Origin of the sequence: Spirosoma sp. 209, assembly GCF_002006735.1 — a bacterium.
GTDB lineage: Bacteria > Bacteroidota > Bacteroidia > Cytophagales > Spirosomataceae > Spirosoma > Spirosoma sordidisoli.
Window position 1 is genome coordinate 82,390 of the sequence record NZ_MVEC01000017.1, and the last position, 17,686, is coordinate 100,075.

Genomic DNA, 17,686 nt, shown 5'->3' on the forward strand with positions numbered 1-17,686 from the left:
TCCGGCGACCTTTTACTCAACTGTTCCGTTGCCTATGCCTCACGCGGCTCGTTTGCTTACTATCTGGATGTGTGCGATCAGCGGTCTGGTCGGTCTGCCAACCCGATTGCAGGCCCAGCAGCGACTGACCCTCGAAGAGGCCGTAGCGGCCACCCTGGCGCAATACCCTACGCTGGCCGCCCGGCAGTCGGCGCTGGGCGCGCTGAGAGCCAACAGCCAGATTCTTGCTGATAACCGGCTGCCGAATGTGCGTGTCCATAGCCAGACCAATATCGGTACGGCCAACGGGCTGTCGGGTTCGTATTTCTCGCTGGGACTCATTGTGCCCACGTCGGGCGCCCGGCGCGCCGATAACCAGGCCGATCTGGCAACGGGTAACATTGCGCTGGCTAGCGCCGACTGGGAGGTATATAACTTTGGCCGGTTTGCGGCCGAAAACCAGCTCTTGCGGGCCGACATCGCCGTAGGGGAGGCCGGTCTGGAACGGGAGCGGTTCGGACTGCGGCAAACCGTAATCAGCAGTTTTCTGGATTTGTTCTGGACCGAGCAGAACCTGCAGATCGAGCAGCGGAACCTGGCCCGGGTCGATACCGTACACCGAATTATCGCCAACCTCGTTCGCAACGGCATCAAGCCGGGACTCGACTCGTCGCTGGCACGGGCGGCCCTGTCGCGCGCCCGGCTGGCCTATCTGCGCATGCAGGAAGAGCGGCAGCGGGCGCGGGTTCAGCTGGCTACCCTGACCGGACGGCCCATCGACCAAATCGAGATCGACACAGCGCTGCGCGTCGACCCGTTGCTTATACCGCTGGCTGACCCTGAACCCGTTTCGGCTCACCCGCTGCTGCAGGTTCAGCAACGACTCATTACCCGACAGGTGGCCGAGGTCGACCTGATCCGGAAATCGGCGCTGCCGCGGGTAACGCTGCTGGGCGCAACCTGGGCGCGCGGCTCCAGTCTGGATGTCGACAATAACTACGGCCCGCTTCTGCCGGGGCTGTCTTACAGCCGTACCAACTATCTGCTGGGAGTGGCGGCTACGGCCAATCTGATGGATTTTCGGCGGGCTACCAGTCGGGTCCGGCTGCAGCAGTTTCGGGTCGAGGAGGCCCGTAATCAGCTGATGGTAGCTCAGCTGCAGTTGCAGAACACCCTCGGTATCGCCAATGCCCGGCTGGCTGTGGTGCAGAACCAGCTGGCCGAGCTTCCTAACGCCCTTCGTTCGGCCCGGGAGGCTTACACCCAGCGACTTTCGCTGTACAACAACGGTCTGGAAACCGTGCTGAGCCTGACCGATGCGCTAACCCTGCTTACGGCCGTGGAGAAAGAAGTGGTACAAACGCGCGCCCAGGCTGTTCAGCTGCGGCTGCAACGCGCCCAGGCTACCGATAACCTTGACGAATTCTATTCGCTGTTCCGTCGCTAACCCGATCTGCTTATGTCCTTATTATCAACTTCGTTGAAACGCCCGATATCGGTGCTGGTGCTGGTTGCCGGCATAGTGACGTTCTCGGTTATGTCGGCGCTGCGGATTCCGATCGATATCTTTCCCCGGCTCAACTCGCCGGTGATCTACGTCATCGAACCCTACGGCGGTATGTCGCCCGCGCAGATGGAAGGCTTTTTCGCCACCCGCATGCAGGATCAGTTTCTGTACATCGGGGGCGTGCGCGACATATCGAGCCGTAACGTGCAGGGGCTGACCATCGTGAAACTGGCTTTCTACGAAGGAACCGACATGGCTCAGGCCGCGGCCGAAGTGGCTATTCAGGTAAACCGGGCCATGAAGTTTTTCCCGCCCGGGGCGCTGCCTCCGCAGGTGGTGCGTTATGATGCCTCGTCGGTACCCATCGGCGATCTGGTGTTTTCGAGCAAAACGCGGTCGCTGAAAGAGATTCACGAACTGGCCGTTACGCGCATCCGGCCTCTGTTCTCGACCGTTCCGGGGCTGACGGCTCCGCCCCCCATCGGTACCAACTCCCGCACCATCGTTATCAACCTGGACCCCGGCCGGATTCGTAGTATGAACATCTCACCCGATGAGGTGGTCAGGGCGCTGGCGGCCAATAATGCCATGACACCATCGGGCAACATCCGGGTCGACAATACCACCTACATTACCACGCTCAACTCGCTCGAAGATCAGGTGTCGGACTTTGGCCGGATTCCGGTCATTACCGAAGGGCACCGCACCATTTTTCTGAGCGATGTGGCCACCGTTCAGGATGGTTCCGATGTTACCTCGGGCTACGCGCTCGTGAACGGAAGCCGGTCGTCGTACATCCCGGTCGTCAAAACGGCCGATGCCTCAACCTGGGATGTGGTCACGCGGCTCAAAGCCAAACTGCCCGAGATGCGGAGCCTGCTCCCCGACGACATCGAGGTCAATTACGAGTTCGATCAGTCGGTTTTTGTCATCAACGCGGTCGAGAGTCTGCTTTTCGAAGGCGGGCTGGGGGCTATTCTGACCGGCCTGATGGTGCTGCTGTTTCTGGGCGACTGGCGGTCGTCGGTGATCGTGATCATCACCATTCCGATTTCGATTATCGCGGCTGTGCTGGGGCTGAGTCTGGCCGGGCAAACGATCAACATTATGACGCTGTCGGGTCTGGCGCTGGCCATCGGGGTGCTGGTCGACCAGGCTACGGTGACCATCGAAAATATTCACCAGCATCTGGAGATGGGCAAGCCCAAAAAAGAGGCCGTATTCGAGGCCTGCAAAGAGGTAGCGCTGCCGCTCCTGCTCATCCTGCTTTGTATTCTGGCCGTTTTTGCTCCATCGTTCATCATGACGGGCGTACCCCGGGCTATGTTCCTGCCGCTGTCGCTGTCGATCGGATTTGCCATGACCGTATCGTACTTTCTGGCGCAGAGCCTGGTGCCGGTGCTGGCCAACTGGCTCATGAAAGCCCACAGCCACAAACCCCATCGGCCCGACGCCCAGCCGTCGCGGTTTGATCGGGTCCGGGCGGGTTTCGTGGCCCAGACGGACCGGTTGCTGAACCGTAACAAACTCATTATCGGGCTGTATGGGATAGGTATTCTGGTGCTGGCGGGCGCGGGATTCGCACTGATCGGGAAAGACATGCTGCCCGTCATCAATACCGGCCAGATGGTCATCCGCATGAAAACCCCCGACGGCACCCGGCTCGAACGAACCGAAGAGCGCGTGGGTGAGCTGCTGACACTGGTCGATGAGGTGTCGGGCGGGAATCTGGCGGTGTCGTCGGCCTACGTCGGCGTTGTCCCCACCAACTATGCCACCTCCAACCTGTACGTCAGCACCAGTGGTACAAACGACGCGGTCATCAAGGTCGGGCTGACGAAGGGGTTTCGGACCAATATGCAGGATCTGAAAGAACGGATTCGCGAGGCCGTACGGGAGCAGATGCCCGACCTGACGCTCTCCTTCGAACCGGCCGACCTGACCGAGAAACTCATGAGCGGTGGCGCCAGCACGCCCATCGAGGTGCAGGTAGCCGGTCGGGATATGAAGCAGATTGCGGGCTATGCCCACCGCCTGGTCGACAGTCTGGCCGAGGTGCCTTATCTGCGCGATGTCCGGATTCTGCAACCGCTCAACTTCCCGGTCATCAACATTAAACTGGACCGGCAGCGGCTGGCCATGATGGGGCTGAACATCCAGCAGGCTGCCCGGTCCATTACGGCCTCGACCTCATCGAGCCGTTATACCGAGAAAAACCAGTGGCTCGACCAGCAGGCGGCCTATACCTACCAGGTACAGGTCCAGATTCCGGAGTATGATATGCAGAACCTGTCGCAGCTGCGCGAGATTCCGCTGGTGGCGGGACAGTCGCGGCCGGTGCTGGGCGATGTGGCTACGTTCTCGGTCGATACGCTGCCCGGCGAGTATGACCGCACGGGGCCGCGCCGGTACGTAACGGTATCGGCCAACGTTCACCACCGCGACCTGGGTACCGCTACCCAGGCCGTAAACCAAACCCTGAGCAAGCTGGGCGAAACGCCGAAAGGCCTCGTTACGGAGGTGAAAGGGATGTCGTCGCTGCTGACCGAAACCCTCGATAGCCTGCAGCTGGGGCTGGGTATTGCGGTCCTGGTCATCTTCCTGCTCCTGGCGGCCAACTACCAGTCGTTCCGACTATCGTTCGTGGTGCTCAGCACGGTACCTGCCGTACTGGTCGGCGCTATCGGGCTGCTGCTGCTGACGGGTAGTACGCTCAACCTGCAGTCGTACATGGGCATTATCATGTCGACGGGTATATCCGTAGCCAACGCTATCCTGATCGTGACCAATGCCGAGCGGTTGCGCTGGGTGTATCGGGATCTGAGGAAGGCGGCTATCGACAGTGTTGGGCTGCGGCTGCGGCCGGTGCTGATGACCTCCTTTGCCATGATTGCGGGCATGGTGCCGATGGCGCTCGGTACGGGCGAAGCGGGTGAGCAGGTGGCACCACTGGGCCGGGCTGTTATCGGCGGGCTGGTAGCGTCTACGCTGGCTGCTCTCTATATCGTACCGCAGGTCTACGTCTGGCTGCAGCGCCGGGCTACGTATGAGGACCCGTCGCTCCTGCCCGCTCCGGTGACCACGCCGGTAGCTGATACCGACTATGACCCCCAACCTGTTCTCCCCGAATCGTATGAAAAGCATTCATTATAACAGAACACTGGCCTTCCTGCTGGGGCTGGGTGCCCTCTGCAGCTGCCACTCCGGCGACTCGGCTGAGAGCGACCGGAAAAAATCGGCTCCGGCAACAAAATCAGCCCCGTCCAGCTACCGGATTGGCGCCGTAACGCGGCAGTCGCTGGCCCAGACGGTACAGCTGCCCGGCGAGTTTCATGCTTATCAGGAGGTGACCATTTATCCACGAGCCACGGGTTTTGTGGAGCGCGTGCTGGTTGACCGGGGTTCGGCCGTGCGGAAAGGGCAGGTGCTGATGGTGCTGGATGCGCCCGAAACCGAAGAGCGGCTGGCGGCTGCGCGGTCCAACACGCTGAAGGCACAGGCCATGCTGGTAGCCAGCCGCGAACATTACCGCCGGTTGCTGGCCAGCAATAAGGTAGCCGGTTCGGTATCGGCTCTGGACCTGGAAACGGCCCAGGCGCGGGTGCAGGCCGACAGCGCATCTGTACTGGGCGAACAGGCCAACTACCGGGCCATGGCGAAACTCAAATCATACCTGACCGTATCGGCACCCTTCGATGGCTTCATCACCGAGCGGAACGTACACCCCGGCGCGCTGGTCGGGTCGGGCGCCCGACAGGACCGGCCGATGCTGGTTTTGCAGCAGCAGACCCGGCTGCGTCTGATTGTCGATGTCCCCGAGACCTACAGCCCCCAGATGAAGGAAGGCGAGTCGGTGGCGTTTACGGTTAGCGCCATGCCCGGAAAAACCTTTACCGGGAAAATCAGCCGGTGGTCGGGCAGTATGAACCAGCAGTTCCGCTCCGAGACCGTCGAGATCGACATCGACAACCGGAGCCGGACCCTGCGGCCAGGCATGTTCGCCGAAATTATTCTGTCGGCGGCCGGTACGCCCGGCGCTCTGGCCGTACCGACTTCGGCCGTCATTGCGTCGACGGAGCGCCAGTACGTCATCAAGGTCGAAGACGGCCGGGCGAGGCATGTACCGATCCGGCGGGGGCAGAAATCGGGCGATATGACAGAAATATTCGGCGACCTGACCCCCAACGACAAGATCATCATCAACGCACGCGAGGATATCAAAGATGGTATCGCGATCCGCTGACAAACCGAACCGTATTGACTGATAACATGCCTTTTTCCTGTCCGATAAACAGCCACTCTCTGAGCGGCTGTTTTCTTTACCGGGCGCGGGCTATCGAACGGGCCTGGCCTGCGCTTCCAGGATCAGCTGGTTGGTGGCGTTCTGGGGGGTAACGTGAACGAAAGTGCCCCGGCCCAGCTGGCTCAGCTGCCGGAGGCCCTGTCCGGTAAGGGCATTGCGGCCAAAGGTGAAAACGGTCAGGGAGATGTCCTGCCGGGCGCGCTCCTCGATGAGCTGAAGCACCTCCCCGCTGACCGCAAATTCGCCGTCGGTAGCCAGAATGATCCGGTTGTTACCGGCCCGGATGTAGTTCCGGTCCGCCACCTTGTATGCCAGTTTCAACCCGCCGTTGCCATCGGTATCACCGGTTGATGTCAGCTCGTCGATGACGCGGGCAATCTCGCCCACATGCGCGCCGGAGGTTGGCTTCAGGGCCACCCGCGCTTTGCCCGAATAAACCACGATGGAGAGCTGGTCTTCGGGCCGGAGCAGGGTCAGGAGCGCTTTGACCGATCGCTTCAGCAGGGGCAGTTTGTAGGGCGAATCCATCGACCCCGACACGTCGAGCAGCAGCACCATGTTGTTCGGCGCAAACCCCGCCAGCGACGGACTTACCGCCCCCTCGCGGCTTCGGTCGACGTACATCGTATCGACCCGTAGCCGTTCCACATAAACCGTATCCCGCAGCGTCGGTCCGGCGGCCACAGGAGCGGAGGTCGGTGAAACGGGCGTTGCTGGAGTTGTAGCCGGGCTGGGCGGTGGCTCCCGGCGGGGGCGTGCCGATTCGGGCGGGCTGACCGGCAGCGGAGCGGGGGGCGACACCGGAGCCGACGCCTGCCGGCGGAACGCAAACAGGTCGGGCTGGTTGATGGCTTTCAGCTGGTTTTCTTTGGCCAGTTCACAGAACCTGTTGTAGGGGTAAATAAGCTGATTGTTATAGAAATAATAGACCGATTCGTAGGGATGGCTGGTGGCCGTAGCCCGGGGTAACGCGATCCGCTTCGTCAACTCCGCAAACCGCAGCGAACTCTCGGCCAGGTCTTCGTAGGGAGTATACGGGCAGAGCCCATTGCTGCGTCCGTAGCGGGTCAGGCCGTTCAGGTTCGAATACTCATCGGCCATCAGCTGCCGGCCCATGGCTTCGAGAGAAGCGGTTTCGGGAAGCCGGTCCGACTGCCCGCTCAGGTACGCCCGAATACCCGCCAGCACGGCCCGGTTACTGTCGACCGCGCTGAGCAGGGCTTTCCCGGCCCGGTTCCACGAGCTGCCCGGACTGGCCGCGGGGTAGCTTTCGTAAATGCGCCGTATGTCGGTATATAGCCGCTCTTTCTTCTGATCGAAGGCATCGAAGAGGTAGGCGTAGCGGTCCAGAATGGCGTCAGACCGCTGTAGCTGGTCCTGCTGGTAACGTTTGTCGGCCGTATAATTCGTCAGTTCGATGCTCAGCTGATCCATCTCGGTCAGCATGTTCATCAGCACCTCGGCCTGGCCAACGACCGAAGCCCGGTAGGAGGGTGGTACAGACTGGCTGCTGACCCGCAGCAGCTGATACAGGGAAGTAGGCAGTTTGTAGTCGTCGTGGGCGTAGGTGAGGGCCGCCCGTTTCTGGCTCCGGGCCGGATCGCGCTGGTACTCCGCCGACAACTGGTAGTTGCGTAGGCCGACCTGTAGCGTACGCAGCTGCCGCAGCGACTCGTTGATGAAATCGACATAGGCATTGAGCGCCAGAAACGTTGCCCGGCTGGCCGGTGCCGTTGCCGGTCGGACGCTGAACACCAGCGGAGGGCTGTCGGCAAAAGGCACGGCCGACGCAACCGTCCGACTGACCGGAGCGGGTGGGTCGATCAGGAAGGTGATGCTGACCGATGGGTAGTCGAGCAGCGACCGGGCCGACCGGCTGTAGTTGACAAAGCTGTGATACATGGCCAGTAAATCCTGATTGAACGCCTGCAGCAGGGCCAGGTACACCTCGTTCCCGTGCCGGGCCGACTGCCGGGCGGCATAGGTATTATCATCGATGGCCCGGCTCTTGAGGGCCTGCATAGTCTGTAAAGCCGTTTTGAACGACGCCAGCATGGACGAAGCCGGGTAGCCGATCCGGGGGGCGGTCTGGTCAAGGCGTTGCAGCGGTTCCGCATCGGCCAGCATATGCTGCTGCACCCGGTCGACGGGCCAGGCCGCGGGGCTATCGTCGTGGAGCACGAAGGGGAGGGCCGACAGCAGCGCCTGCTGGCTCTGTAACACCTGTTCCATTTCGTGTTCGGCAACCAGGTACGGGTCGCTGGCCTGGTAGGGCTGATACCGCCGGTACATCTGCCGGATCTGCTGGTAACAGGCGTCCTTCTCCCGGCCAAACTGACTAGCCAGGGTCTGTAGCGCCCGTACCAGCGAATCGGATCGGCTCAGGTTGTCGCGCCGGTAATCGCCCAGGCGCACGTAGGTTTCCAGCGCCTTGCCGGTCTGGTCGATCTGGTTTAGCCGTTGCCAGAGACCCTGCGCGCTGGTTTTTAACGATTGCTGTTCAGCGGCAGTCAGTCCGGTCGCGGCCAGCGCTTTCTGGTAATAATACGTCTCCAGCGGCCCCGACGAAGGTAGCCGCAGCGTACCATCGGCTTTTTTCCGATACCGCTGCACCTCGGCCTCGTACGCTTTCAGCGCCAGACAGCGCCCATTGACCACATCGACCGACTGGCTCAGGAACGCCACGTACTGGTTGAGCGTCTGCGGGGGCGGCTCGGTTAGAGCCAGCGGTCGCCCCAGCAACAGGAGGGAACAAAGCAAGGTCTGCATACCCGAAAGATCGGAAGAGGAGCCCGTTACCCGCCCCAGTCCTTTAGCCAGCGGTCTACCGGATCTTGGGCAGAACCGTTACCAGAACCCGCTGGTAGCGCGTCAGGGCCGGCCGGCCGTTATCCGTTACCGACACAATAACATGCAGCGTTTCGGGTTTGCTGACATCGGGGGCCGTCAGGGTAACCGACGGGGCGGCTGGCTGGCCGATCACCAGGTCCCGATGGCTCAGATACGTACCGGCTTCCGGATAGTAAAACCATTTGTAGGTCAGAGAGTTGTCGTCGGGGTCGGTCGAGCCTTGCGCGCTGAGGGTGATGGGCTCTCCGCTGCTTACTGTCAGCACCGCCGGGTGGGTCAGCACGACCCGGGGCGGATGGTTGGCTTCGCTGAACGGCTTCACACACCAGTCCATCCGGGCCGCGAAGTCATGCTGATAGGCCTGCCGCCAGCGCCAGATAGTGGCCTGATTACTCCGGTGCATGTGTCCGTCGAGGCCCTTGACCTCATCGTCGGCATCGGTGAAAAACGGACGGGTCTCCGGCTCCGAAAACCAGGGTCGGGTGTGCGGCTGGTAATATTCGTAGCGGCCGCCCCAGCCGCCATAGTCCGGGTGTTCGGGTACGCTCAATCCATTGTCGATCAAATGCAGGAACGAGGGGGTGTCGCCCTCCATCAGGTACTTGGTAACCGGATACAGCGCTCCCAGCGGGCCGTGACCCTGCCGTATGTTGACATCCAGCCAGGGGTTATCGACCAGCGAAAAATCGGCACCCGTGAACCGGCCGTGGTGCCGATCGCCACTGATGCCGTTCCAGGTGGCGTAGTGGTACGCTCCCCGGGCGTATACGCCGGGACTGGCCACGTAAAAAAGTGACGGGAAGGTTTTGCGCAGCCAGGGCCCTGAATCGTCCTGGTCGGAGATGGTGTAGACCCTGAGTTTACCGACAAAGCGATTCAGCTCTTCCGCCGATCGGGTCATCGATACTTTCCAGAGCGCCTGGGCCAGGCAGTTCGGCCCGCCCCAGCACAGCACCCAGACGGGCCGCTCGTCGTTTTTGTCGACAACCTGAATGATCCAGTCCGAGCCGGGCGAGTCGTTGCCGGGGCCAACCGCCTGTCTGCCGAACCGGGGCAGGGCAGGCCTGATCAGACCCAATAGCTGCGCGGCTTCCGGATAGCCGGGTTCGTGCAAAGCCAGATTGGCCCTAACCTGTCCGTAGGCTGTAACGACCTCCCTGATTTTCTCGGGCGCAACCCGCTCTTGCTGATGAACCGAGGTAGTGGCAATCAAGCCTTCAATATCCCATTGATTGGCATAGAGCATGAACCGGATCAGCGACTGCGTATCGTCGGGCTCATTCTCGATATCGGTCAGTACCAGCACCCGGGGTTTAGGACGGGTATCGGGTCCCTGCGCCCAGGCAGGAAGCACCAGCAGCAGCAGCAGGAAAACAAACGAAAGTCGCATAATCGGTCTAGGGAAAAGCTGTTGGCAAAGCTATGCGTTTGTGCTCACGAATGCGTGGTGGTGCCGGTTTGTCAGGGTAGCGGGATGGCGTAACGGGTTATTTTGGCCGTCAATGTATTCATGGAGCCGTAGCCCAGCGCGTCGAGGGCGCGGGTCTTGTTGCCCCCAAAATAGGCAAGAGCCCTTTGTATGAGGTCTTTCTCGTGGTGTTGCCAGGTAAAACCGCTTACTGCCTGCTCAGGTTGCCGAATCCAGTCGGGCAGGTCGGCTACGTCTACCTGACTTTCGGCAAAGACGTACAGCGATTCGATCAGATTCTCCAGTTCGCGAACATTGCCCGGAAACAGATACAGGTCCAGCTGCTGCCGGGCGGCAGTGGTTAGCCGGATTGGCCTCGGCCGGCGAAACGCTTTTTGCTTGATCCGGATAAAATGATCGATCAGGTCTCGCTTTTCGGTCAGGCTCCACGCAGTCAGGGTGGGCAGATGCAGCTCCGCTACGGATAAGCGATAGAATAAATCCCACCGAAAGAGGCCGTCATGGCAGGCCTGTCGTAGTGACTTATGCGTAGCGGCAATAATACGCACGTCTGTTTTTCGGGCTGTTGTCGACTCAACCGGGGTGAACTCCTGCGCCTGCGAAACCCGCAGCAGCGTTTGCTGCATGTCTTTGCGGACCGGACCCGGCGTCTATTTGAAGTAATCGACGGAATAAACAGGAATGCCCGGGCCATTGCCTGAGTTGGGCCGGTAAATACCGTCGGCGTATTTTCCTCTCTTCAGACTGGCAGGCCGAAAGCGCCTGGGAACCGCTGTGCACAGCGGCTCCCAGGCGCTTTCGGCAATAGGCCTACCCCTCTTAACAGTAGTCTCTTAATAGGCTTTCGAGTAATCTGGCCAGGGTATTCAATTAAAATCCTGTGTTATACAGATCCTCAGGTTACCTGGCTGGAATTGACAGGTATGATAATAAAGCCCTATGTTCAGTGACTATTCGCGTGGTAGTGTAACTTGAAATAAAGGGGGAAAACACGACTAAAAAGGGTTTTTTCCCCATTGTAGCGCGCAGAGGCTACAGGTAGCTTTGATGAAAATAACTGTCCTCCTTTATAATGCGCTTATACACATTCATACAGATACGTGCGCTGCTATGCTTACAGTGGTGCTTAGTGGCTGGTGTAGTCCAGGCTCAGTCACCCAAAGGTTTTGCCGTACTGGTGGGCGTACCAGCAACCACGGCTCAATGCGTACAGGGTAGACACTTTAATAACGAAGCTACTGCTGGCGTGCCACAGGATTTAGTTCGTATGCGTGACATATTGGATCGGGCTGGTTTCGAGCCGCAACGCATCAAAACATTAACAACCCCCGATGAAACTAAGCCAACAGCCATTATAGCCACTTTGCGTCAAATCAACCCATCACCCGGGGATCTGGTGGTATTTTACTTTTCGGGACACGGCGATCAGGTCAGGGACCTCAACGGTGACGAAGATGATGGTATGGATGAAATGCTGGCAGGCAGCAGCGCTTGTTTGTTAGATGATGATCTACGACCTGTCTGGGTTGGCTACGGTCCAGCCGTGCGAATCGTCATGATTGTTGATGCGTGTCATGCCGGCTCTACGTTTTCGATTCATGATTTCGCCGTCAACAAGGATGATGGCCGCAGACCGGCCGGAGAAGCCATTAATCGGACGAGATCTAGGCGGGCTGAACGAAGTCGTTCATTATCCGCTGCTGAAAAAGAGGCACAACGAGAAGAAAAATTCAAGCGTGAGCGTACGTTCGAGCGTAGCCGAACCGCATTGAACCAGTGCGTCGATATACGGACTCAGCGTAACGAGCCGTATCAGATGATTTACATAGGCGCTTCACGTGATCCGAGTACGGCAATTGGCTTACCCTCTGGTGGGTTATTTACCTTACACATGCATGATTTGGTTATAGCGGATAACTCAGGCGGACGTAACTATAAGCAATTGTGCTTAGACATTCCTTCGTGCCAAACGGGGGGGATGAGTTATGCCGAAATAGGGGTAGTCACCGAAGCCTTTCGTAACAGTACTTTTCTTCAAATCAATTAGCCTTCTTACAGCAATGAAGTCAAAACAACTTGTATGCCTATTACTGACAGGCGTTTGCGCCTGTTCTCCTAAGTTAAACGTGACAAGAATGGACTTACCTCCCGGGCAAACGCAAATGGCTGAAATTCCGGCAGATGATGTCGGCGGCATGTATTACGCCTTACCGCTGTCGATCATAACAGTTGAGGTACCTATTACCAAAATTGAGCGTAAAAAAGGCGACTGTTTTGATGAGAGCGATAAGTTTTGTCAAAAATTAATGGAAGAACGGCTGGGGAAAAAATGGAAGACTGACCTGGTTGATAAATGGTCTTCAGCCAATGAATTTACCTATACATTCTACAAACTGCATGATAAAGAAATCACTCTGGCAACTCGTCCGGCTCCTGACCGGGATAAAGTCTACTACGCGACGTTAAAGGGTAAATGGAACCGTAATCAGCAATTAGCCCTAACGCTTAACGAACTAGGCCAAATGACAAAAGGAGAGTTCGTTAACGAGAATCGAACGTTTGATCTCGTTGTGCAGGGGGTTAGCTCGTTGGCTGGTGTTGTATCCACTATTGCTGGGAGTCGGGCCGCAGCGCCTGCAGTCGGCGCTGCGGCTGCCAGTAAAGATACAACGACGTTAGACTGGCAGATTGCTCATTATAGCGATGTGACTCGACGGTGCTTCGATCAGAAGAAAAACCTCCTTTTGGTTCGTAAGGCGCGGTTTGACTTCACGCAGTCGGCGTCAAACTCAGGTGATGTAGCACTTTATAATAGAAAGTTAGCCGAGTTTGACAATCAGGACCAAGGTCTGATGGCCGGACTCACTTATGAAGAGGAAAGAACAAAAGCCATTCTTCGGTTCGATGTGCTGGTGCCAACACCGGCCAGTTTTGTCTCTTCTGATATTGACGCTGCGTTGGCACGAAAACCTTTGTTTGCTTTCAACAAGGAAAGTGGTGTCGAGATTTTAGCCAAACCCTCGAGTGGCTCTTACGAAAACGAACACTTGATTCATTTTGGTCGCCAAACGGAAACTATTAGTCGAGGGTATAAAGTGTACTACTTAACTTTTGATTTTAAAGCGGGGACTCAGGTTGCAGATCGAACCTATGTACCGCAGAATGGTTCTCGGACCAGAGCGGGTATTGCCTATAATATACCCGCTCTGGTCCGCGGCCGAGTACAAGCTATTAGCAATGAGATTGCCGAATCTCCGGTGGCTGTTGCCATGCTGCCCCTACCACAGTTAGGAAGAGTGGCTTATCTGCCAGAGCGTGCCTCAAAAGTAGGCGTAGAACTTGATCCACTGACCGGTGCATTGCGGACTGTGTCGCTCCAGCAAACAGGACTATCAGTGGATCAGATAAAAGCGGCTGGTGAGGCCGCCAGCGCCGGAACTACTGCCTTAAAAAAGCCAGCGGCTAAGACAGAACTGGAAAAAATTCAATCAGACAATTCCCTGCTCGAGCAACAGATAAAACGGATAAAACAGCAGCGAACATTAGACAGCTTATCAACTGGTAGTTCGAGAGGCAGTCAGTAATTTTACTAACAGCGGGGCTAGTAAGGGCATGGTAGAACGAGCCATGTCGGGGTTTGGCCGAAAATAGTAGTCGCCCATTTACAAAGTGTTTAGCCTATAAAGCTTGGTTGTTAAATTGATCACATTGCCTACGCAATTATCGCCGATCAGGACGTCTTTGTAGTGACGATGCCCGGTAGTGAGACGGGGCGGGTGGTGGCAGTGGGCTCGTGTGGCTAAAAAGAGTAAGTTGATGATCTATAGTGTTTTTGGGTGCTTTAAAACTAAAAACGCCACTTAGCAGATTAGCTAGTGGCGTTTTTAATGCTCCCGAAGCTGGGCTCGAACCAGCGACCCTCTGATTAACAGTCAGCAGATTATTGGTTTGATATGGCTTAATATGATTTATAATGCTCTGACTATTAATTATTTAAGGAAAATATAGTTTCAGGACAGATCGTATAAATACGGATTTCTTGTGCAAATCTTGTGCAAATTTTTCGTATCTTCAATTCATGAACACAAACGTCGTGATTTCCTTAGACACGCGCCGTGCCAAAAAGGACGGTACCTATCCGGTCATTATGCGGCTGGGCCATAATGCGCAAACAACCTCTATTCCCATTGGGATAAGCGTTGCTGTAGCCGATTGGGATGAAAAAAAACGGGCTATCAAAAAAAGCTACAAGGGCGTCAGCTCCGTTACCCGACTGAACAATCAGATTGACAAGGAGAAGACCGATGCGATGGATATCATCCTCAAACTCCACGAGTTGGGCACCCTTCAAACCTTGTCGATTACGTCCCTAAAAGATCGGATTACGCAGAAAGAAGCCAAAGATTCATTTCTACAATTCGCCAGTCAATGCGTGGACGAACTGGTTAAAGCGCATCGGGTTGGTACGGCCCGATCGTATAAAGGCTTAATCAGTGTGTTGAAAGAATACCGCAAGGGCAAAGATTTACTGTTCAAGGAAATCACTTACGATTTTCTAACCAGATTTGAAACCAACCATAAAAGTAAAGGGAATGGTGCCAACGGACTGGCCGTCTATATGCGGACAATTCGAGCTATCTACAACAAGGCTATCAAGTCTGGCATAGCCGATAAGGAGTTATATCCGTTCGATGACTATAAGATCAAGACTGCTCCAACGGAAAAACGGGCTTTGGACGGAGAGTTCCTTAAAACCATTATTCAACTGGACATTCCTGCCAACCATCTGTGCTTCAATACGCGTAACTATTTCGTTGCCAGCTACATGATGTACGGAATGAACTTCGCGGATATGGCTTACCTGGAAAAAAACGCTGTTGAAAATGGGCGTGTCAGGTATCGCCGGAGAAAAACGGGCAAGCTGTACGATATCAAGATCACCCCGCAGCTGGAAAGCATCCTGGTTTACTACATGCAACAAAACCCCGATTCTAAGTTTGTCTTTCCGATTCTGAAACGGGCTTCGCCAATTCTGCGCGAAAAAGACATTCAGTGGGCCAGGAAGCGATACAATAAAAAGTTAAAGATACTGGCCTCCCTATGCGGCATTGACTCAAACCTGACCAGTTATGTGAGCCGACATTCATTTGCGACTCAGGCCATGCTACACGATATCCCGCTTACGGCTATCAGCACCATGCTTGGCCACTCCAGCGTAAAAACCACTGAGATTTATCTAAAAGGGCTACCGGTCAACCTCCTGGATAACTACAATGAACGAATTCTGGGATGACCTGCATAGGTTAAGCAATCATTTTATTAGCTAGTAGTCCGTTAAATAAAATGGGGACAAGTAAACGTCAGTATGTAGGCCGTTCGTATAGTTTTTACTCATAGACTCTCTATTTTGGCTGAAAAGCACAATGGAAGTTATCTGTCTACATGATGAAGCCTTCTACGCCCTGATCGACAAAGTTCTTGAACGGGTTCAGTACCAGCAAGCGAAGAAGGAAGACAAATGGATTTCGGGTAGCGAGGCCATGAAGAAGTTGCGCATTCAGAGCAAAACGACTTTGCAGAAACTACGAGATGAAGGGAGTATCCGGTTTTCACAGCCTGAAAGGAAGATCATCCTATACGACAGCGATTCCATCAACGACTATTTATCCCGCCATTCTAAATCAACCTTTTAGCTATGACAGAAGACGAAGAAGAGCCATCTCCTGAGTTCGTCAAGGGCTATAATCATGGCTACCAACTGGCCAAACAGGAGCCTGGGCTATTAGGGCAAATTTTGAAGTCCCAGAGCGATAATCTTCCGAATGATTATAGTAGGGCGATGGTACAAGGGAAAACCCAGTACGAACATGAAAAGCTCGTTGCTGAAATGAAAGCCATTCGCGAACGACAGAAGCAGGCGATTAGAAGAAAGCGATAACTCCAATCAACCTATCATCTATTCAGAAACCATCTTTGTTTCTCTGGTGTAGTCAACGACATAAATTTTCATTCGTTGACCTTAAGTTCGCCCATATCCCTTTCCTTAATGGATCAAATCCAAACCCTGCGTCGACGGCTGCACATTATCCGTATGGTCGACCGGCCTTTTTTGTATCCGTCCCTCAAAAAGCTGGTTGCTCAACTCCGTGAGGACTTCGATGCGGTTTCAGAACGGACTGTTGAGCGAGACATCCGGGCGATTGGAGCAGTCTATCAAATTTATATTCGGAATGACCGGCGCAAAGGTGGCTATTACCTCGATCTGCCTACCGATGAAGATGTGGCGGACTTTGAACAGTTTGTGCAACTACTCGAACGACGAGAACGGTTGGAGTTCCTGACGTCGTCGGTAGCGAGTATTCGGGGCATTGGGCGCTATTTGCAACTTGAGCATAACACCCAGTTTACAGGGGCCGGGCATTTGCCTCTATTATGGCAGGCGCTACAAACAGGCCGCTGTGTGGAGTTTGTCTACCGAAAGTTTGAGAATAAAACTGACGAAGGAAAGATCCGGCGGGTAGAACCGGATTTACTGCTGGAGTATCGTAATCGATTTTATCTGGATTGTTTTGATCTGGAAGCCAATCAACCCCGCACCTTCGGCTTAGATCGGTTGCACGGGCTTAAACTGACGGATCAGCCTATTTCCACCGCTCGTACGGGCCAGCGCCGAACCGACCGCCGACACGCCATCGGCGTAACCTGTCCACCCGACCTCGAACCTCAACGGGTGGTCCTGCGCTTCCAGGTCGGCGAAGCTAACTACGTCCGTTCACTGCCGTTACATAGTAGTCAGCGGCTGATCCAGGAAACCCCCGATTTTGTTGATCTGGAATTGACTGTTATTCTCAACCACGAACTTGAGCGAGAAATCCTGGCCTTCGGCGAACTAGTCGAAGTGCTGGAACCGGTTGGATTGCGGGAGAAAATGGTGAAACGGGTAGCAGCCTTACTGCAGCGGTATAATAATGATAACCAGTTACTGTGATGATTTTCCCTTAGCTTTCTCTTCCTGTACCGCTTTTATATGCTGAAGGGCTTCCGCCTGCGTCATCGGCTTACCGGCAAGAGCGAATATTTCGTCCCACGTCATCTCACGAATAGTTTTGCCCGTGATAGCGTTTTTAATCGCACCAAAATCTTTTGAACTCGTCTCCATTCGCCAGTTCTATGTGGTGATATACGTAGCTGTTATTATCAGCGTCGTAATTCAAAACTACGAACAAGGCACGAGAATCACAACTTAGCCCGGCCGCAAAAAAGAACAATTCACGTATTGGAAAACCATCCAAATTGTGCCAGCGGGTCGTACTATTTTGGTGCGTAACGCTTTTAATCTCTTTGGGGGTTATCTTACTATTTGTCAGCTCATCGAGTAGATTGCGAAAATCGTCTGATGGCTCTTCCGGAAATTCATACTTTTCTGTCATGATCGGTAATCTACAGACGTATATGGCTTCGATAAAGTCTGATTCATACCCAAATCTCAATCGTATAAATGAGAAAAGCAACTATTTTTCCGATAGTAGGTGAAGTAAAAGGTAAACCGTTATTACTTTTGAGTAGAGATGGATGAAGGGGCTATAAGCCTGTCAATCGGACCTTCGGGTATTGAAAG

At 55.5% G+C, this 17,686-nt stretch carries 13 protein-coding genes; 9 read left to right on the plus strand and 4 right to left on the minus strand.

The genetic code is table 11. The features are described from left to right. The first annotated feature begins 34 nt into the window (after positions 1 to 34). From B1C80_RS22730 to B1C80_RS22740, 3 genes are read left to right on the plus strand one after another with little or no spacing between them, the layout of a single operon-like run. Complete coding sequence (locus B1C80_RS22730; RefSeq protein WP_077923519.1) at positions 35 to 1,426, plus strand: TolC family protein; 1,392 nt, start codon at positions 35 to 37, stop codon at positions 1,424 to 1,426. Between the two features lie 12 nt (positions 1,427 to 1,438). After that, positions 1,439 to 4,639, plus strand: coding sequence for an efflux RND transporter permease subunit (locus tag B1C80_RS22735; protein ID WP_077923520.1), 3,201 nt, complete (start codon positions 1,439 to 1,441; stop codon positions 4,637 to 4,639). Further along, entirely contained in the window at positions 4,620 to 5,729 is a 1,110-nt protein-coding gene (locus B1C80_RS22740; RefSeq protein WP_161492810.1) for an efflux RND transporter periplasmic adaptor subunit, read from the plus strand. The genes B1C80_RS22735 and B1C80_RS22740 overlap by 20 nt, the downstream gene beginning before the upstream one ends. A gap of 90 nt (positions 5,730 to 5,819) precedes the next feature. On the opposite strand, the gene B1C80_RS22745 is transcribed toward B1C80_RS22740, so the two are convergent. From B1C80_RS22745 to B1C80_RS22755, 3 genes are all read right to left on the minus strand, one after another. Beyond that, positions 5,820 to 8,558: a VWA domain-containing protein gene (locus B1C80_RS22745; RefSeq protein WP_077923522.1), complete on the minus strand. Its 2,739-nt coding sequence runs from the start codon at positions 8,556 to 8,558 to the stop codon at positions 5,820 to 5,822. A gap of 55 nt (positions 8,559 to 8,613) precedes the next feature. Further along, positions 8,614 to 10,029: a DUF1593 domain-containing protein gene (locus B1C80_RS22750; RefSeq protein WP_077923523.1), complete on the minus strand. Its 1,416-nt coding sequence runs from the start codon at positions 10,027 to 10,029 to the stop codon at positions 8,614 to 8,616. A 71-nt stretch (positions 10,030 to 10,100) separates the two neighbouring features. Continuing rightward, positions 10,101 to 10,694 carry a sigma 54-interacting transcriptional regulator gene (locus tag B1C80_RS22755; protein WP_077923524.1) on the minus strand — a complete coding sequence of 198 codons (594 nt, stop codon included), beginning with the start codon at positions 10,692 to 10,694 and terminating at the stop codon, positions 10,101 to 10,103. 446 nt (positions 10,695 to 11,140) lie between these two features. On the opposite strand from B1C80_RS22755, the gene B1C80_RS22760 reads away from it, so the two are divergent. The 6 genes from B1C80_RS22760 (at position 11,141) to B1C80_RS22785 (ending at position 17,056) form a co-directional block, all read left to right on the plus strand. Next, complete coding sequence (locus B1C80_RS22760; RefSeq protein WP_077923525.1) at positions 11,141 to 12,115, plus strand: caspase family protein; 975 nt, start codon at positions 11,141 to 11,143, stop codon at positions 12,113 to 12,115. Positions 12,116 to 12,128: 13 nt separating this feature from the next. After that, entirely contained in the window at positions 12,129 to 13,652 is a 1,524-nt protein-coding gene (locus tag B1C80_RS22765; protein ID WP_139361715.1) for a hypothetical protein, read from the plus strand. A gap of 494 nt (positions 13,653 to 14,146) precedes the next feature. Beyond that, positions 14,147 to 15,361 carry a site-specific integrase gene (locus B1C80_RS22770; protein ID WP_077923527.1) on the plus strand — a complete coding sequence of 405 codons (1,215 nt, stop codon included), beginning with the start codon at positions 14,147 to 14,149 and terminating at the stop codon, positions 15,359 to 15,361. 130 nt (positions 15,362 to 15,491) lie between these two features. After that, positions 15,492 to 15,761 (plus strand): helix-turn-helix domain-containing protein, encoded by a 270-nt coding sequence (locus B1C80_RS22775; RefSeq protein ID WP_077923528.1) that lies wholly within the window; start codon positions 15,492 to 15,494, stop codon positions 15,759 to 15,761. A gap of 2 nt (positions 15,762 to 15,763) precedes the next feature. After that, positions 15,764 to 16,006 carry a hypothetical protein gene (locus B1C80_RS22780; RefSeq protein ID WP_077923529.1) on the plus strand — a complete coding sequence of 81 codons (243 nt, stop codon included), beginning with the start codon at positions 15,764 to 15,766 and terminating at the stop codon, positions 16,004 to 16,006. 108 nt (positions 16,007 to 16,114) lie between these two features. Then, positions 16,115 to 17,056, plus strand: coding sequence for a YafY family protein (locus B1C80_RS22785; protein ID WP_077923530.1), 942 nt, complete (start codon positions 16,115 to 16,117; stop codon positions 17,054 to 17,056). Here the strand turns inward: B1C80_RS22785 and B1C80_RS22790 are convergent. Further along, a complete protein-coding gene (locus tag B1C80_RS22790; protein WP_077923531.1) occupies positions 17,048 to 17,227 on the minus strand; it encodes a hypothetical protein in 180 nt (59 codons plus the stop codon). The two genes, B1C80_RS22785 and B1C80_RS22790, sit on opposite strands and share 9 nt — an antisense overlap. Between the last annotated feature and the right edge of the window lie 459 nt (positions 17,228 to 17,686).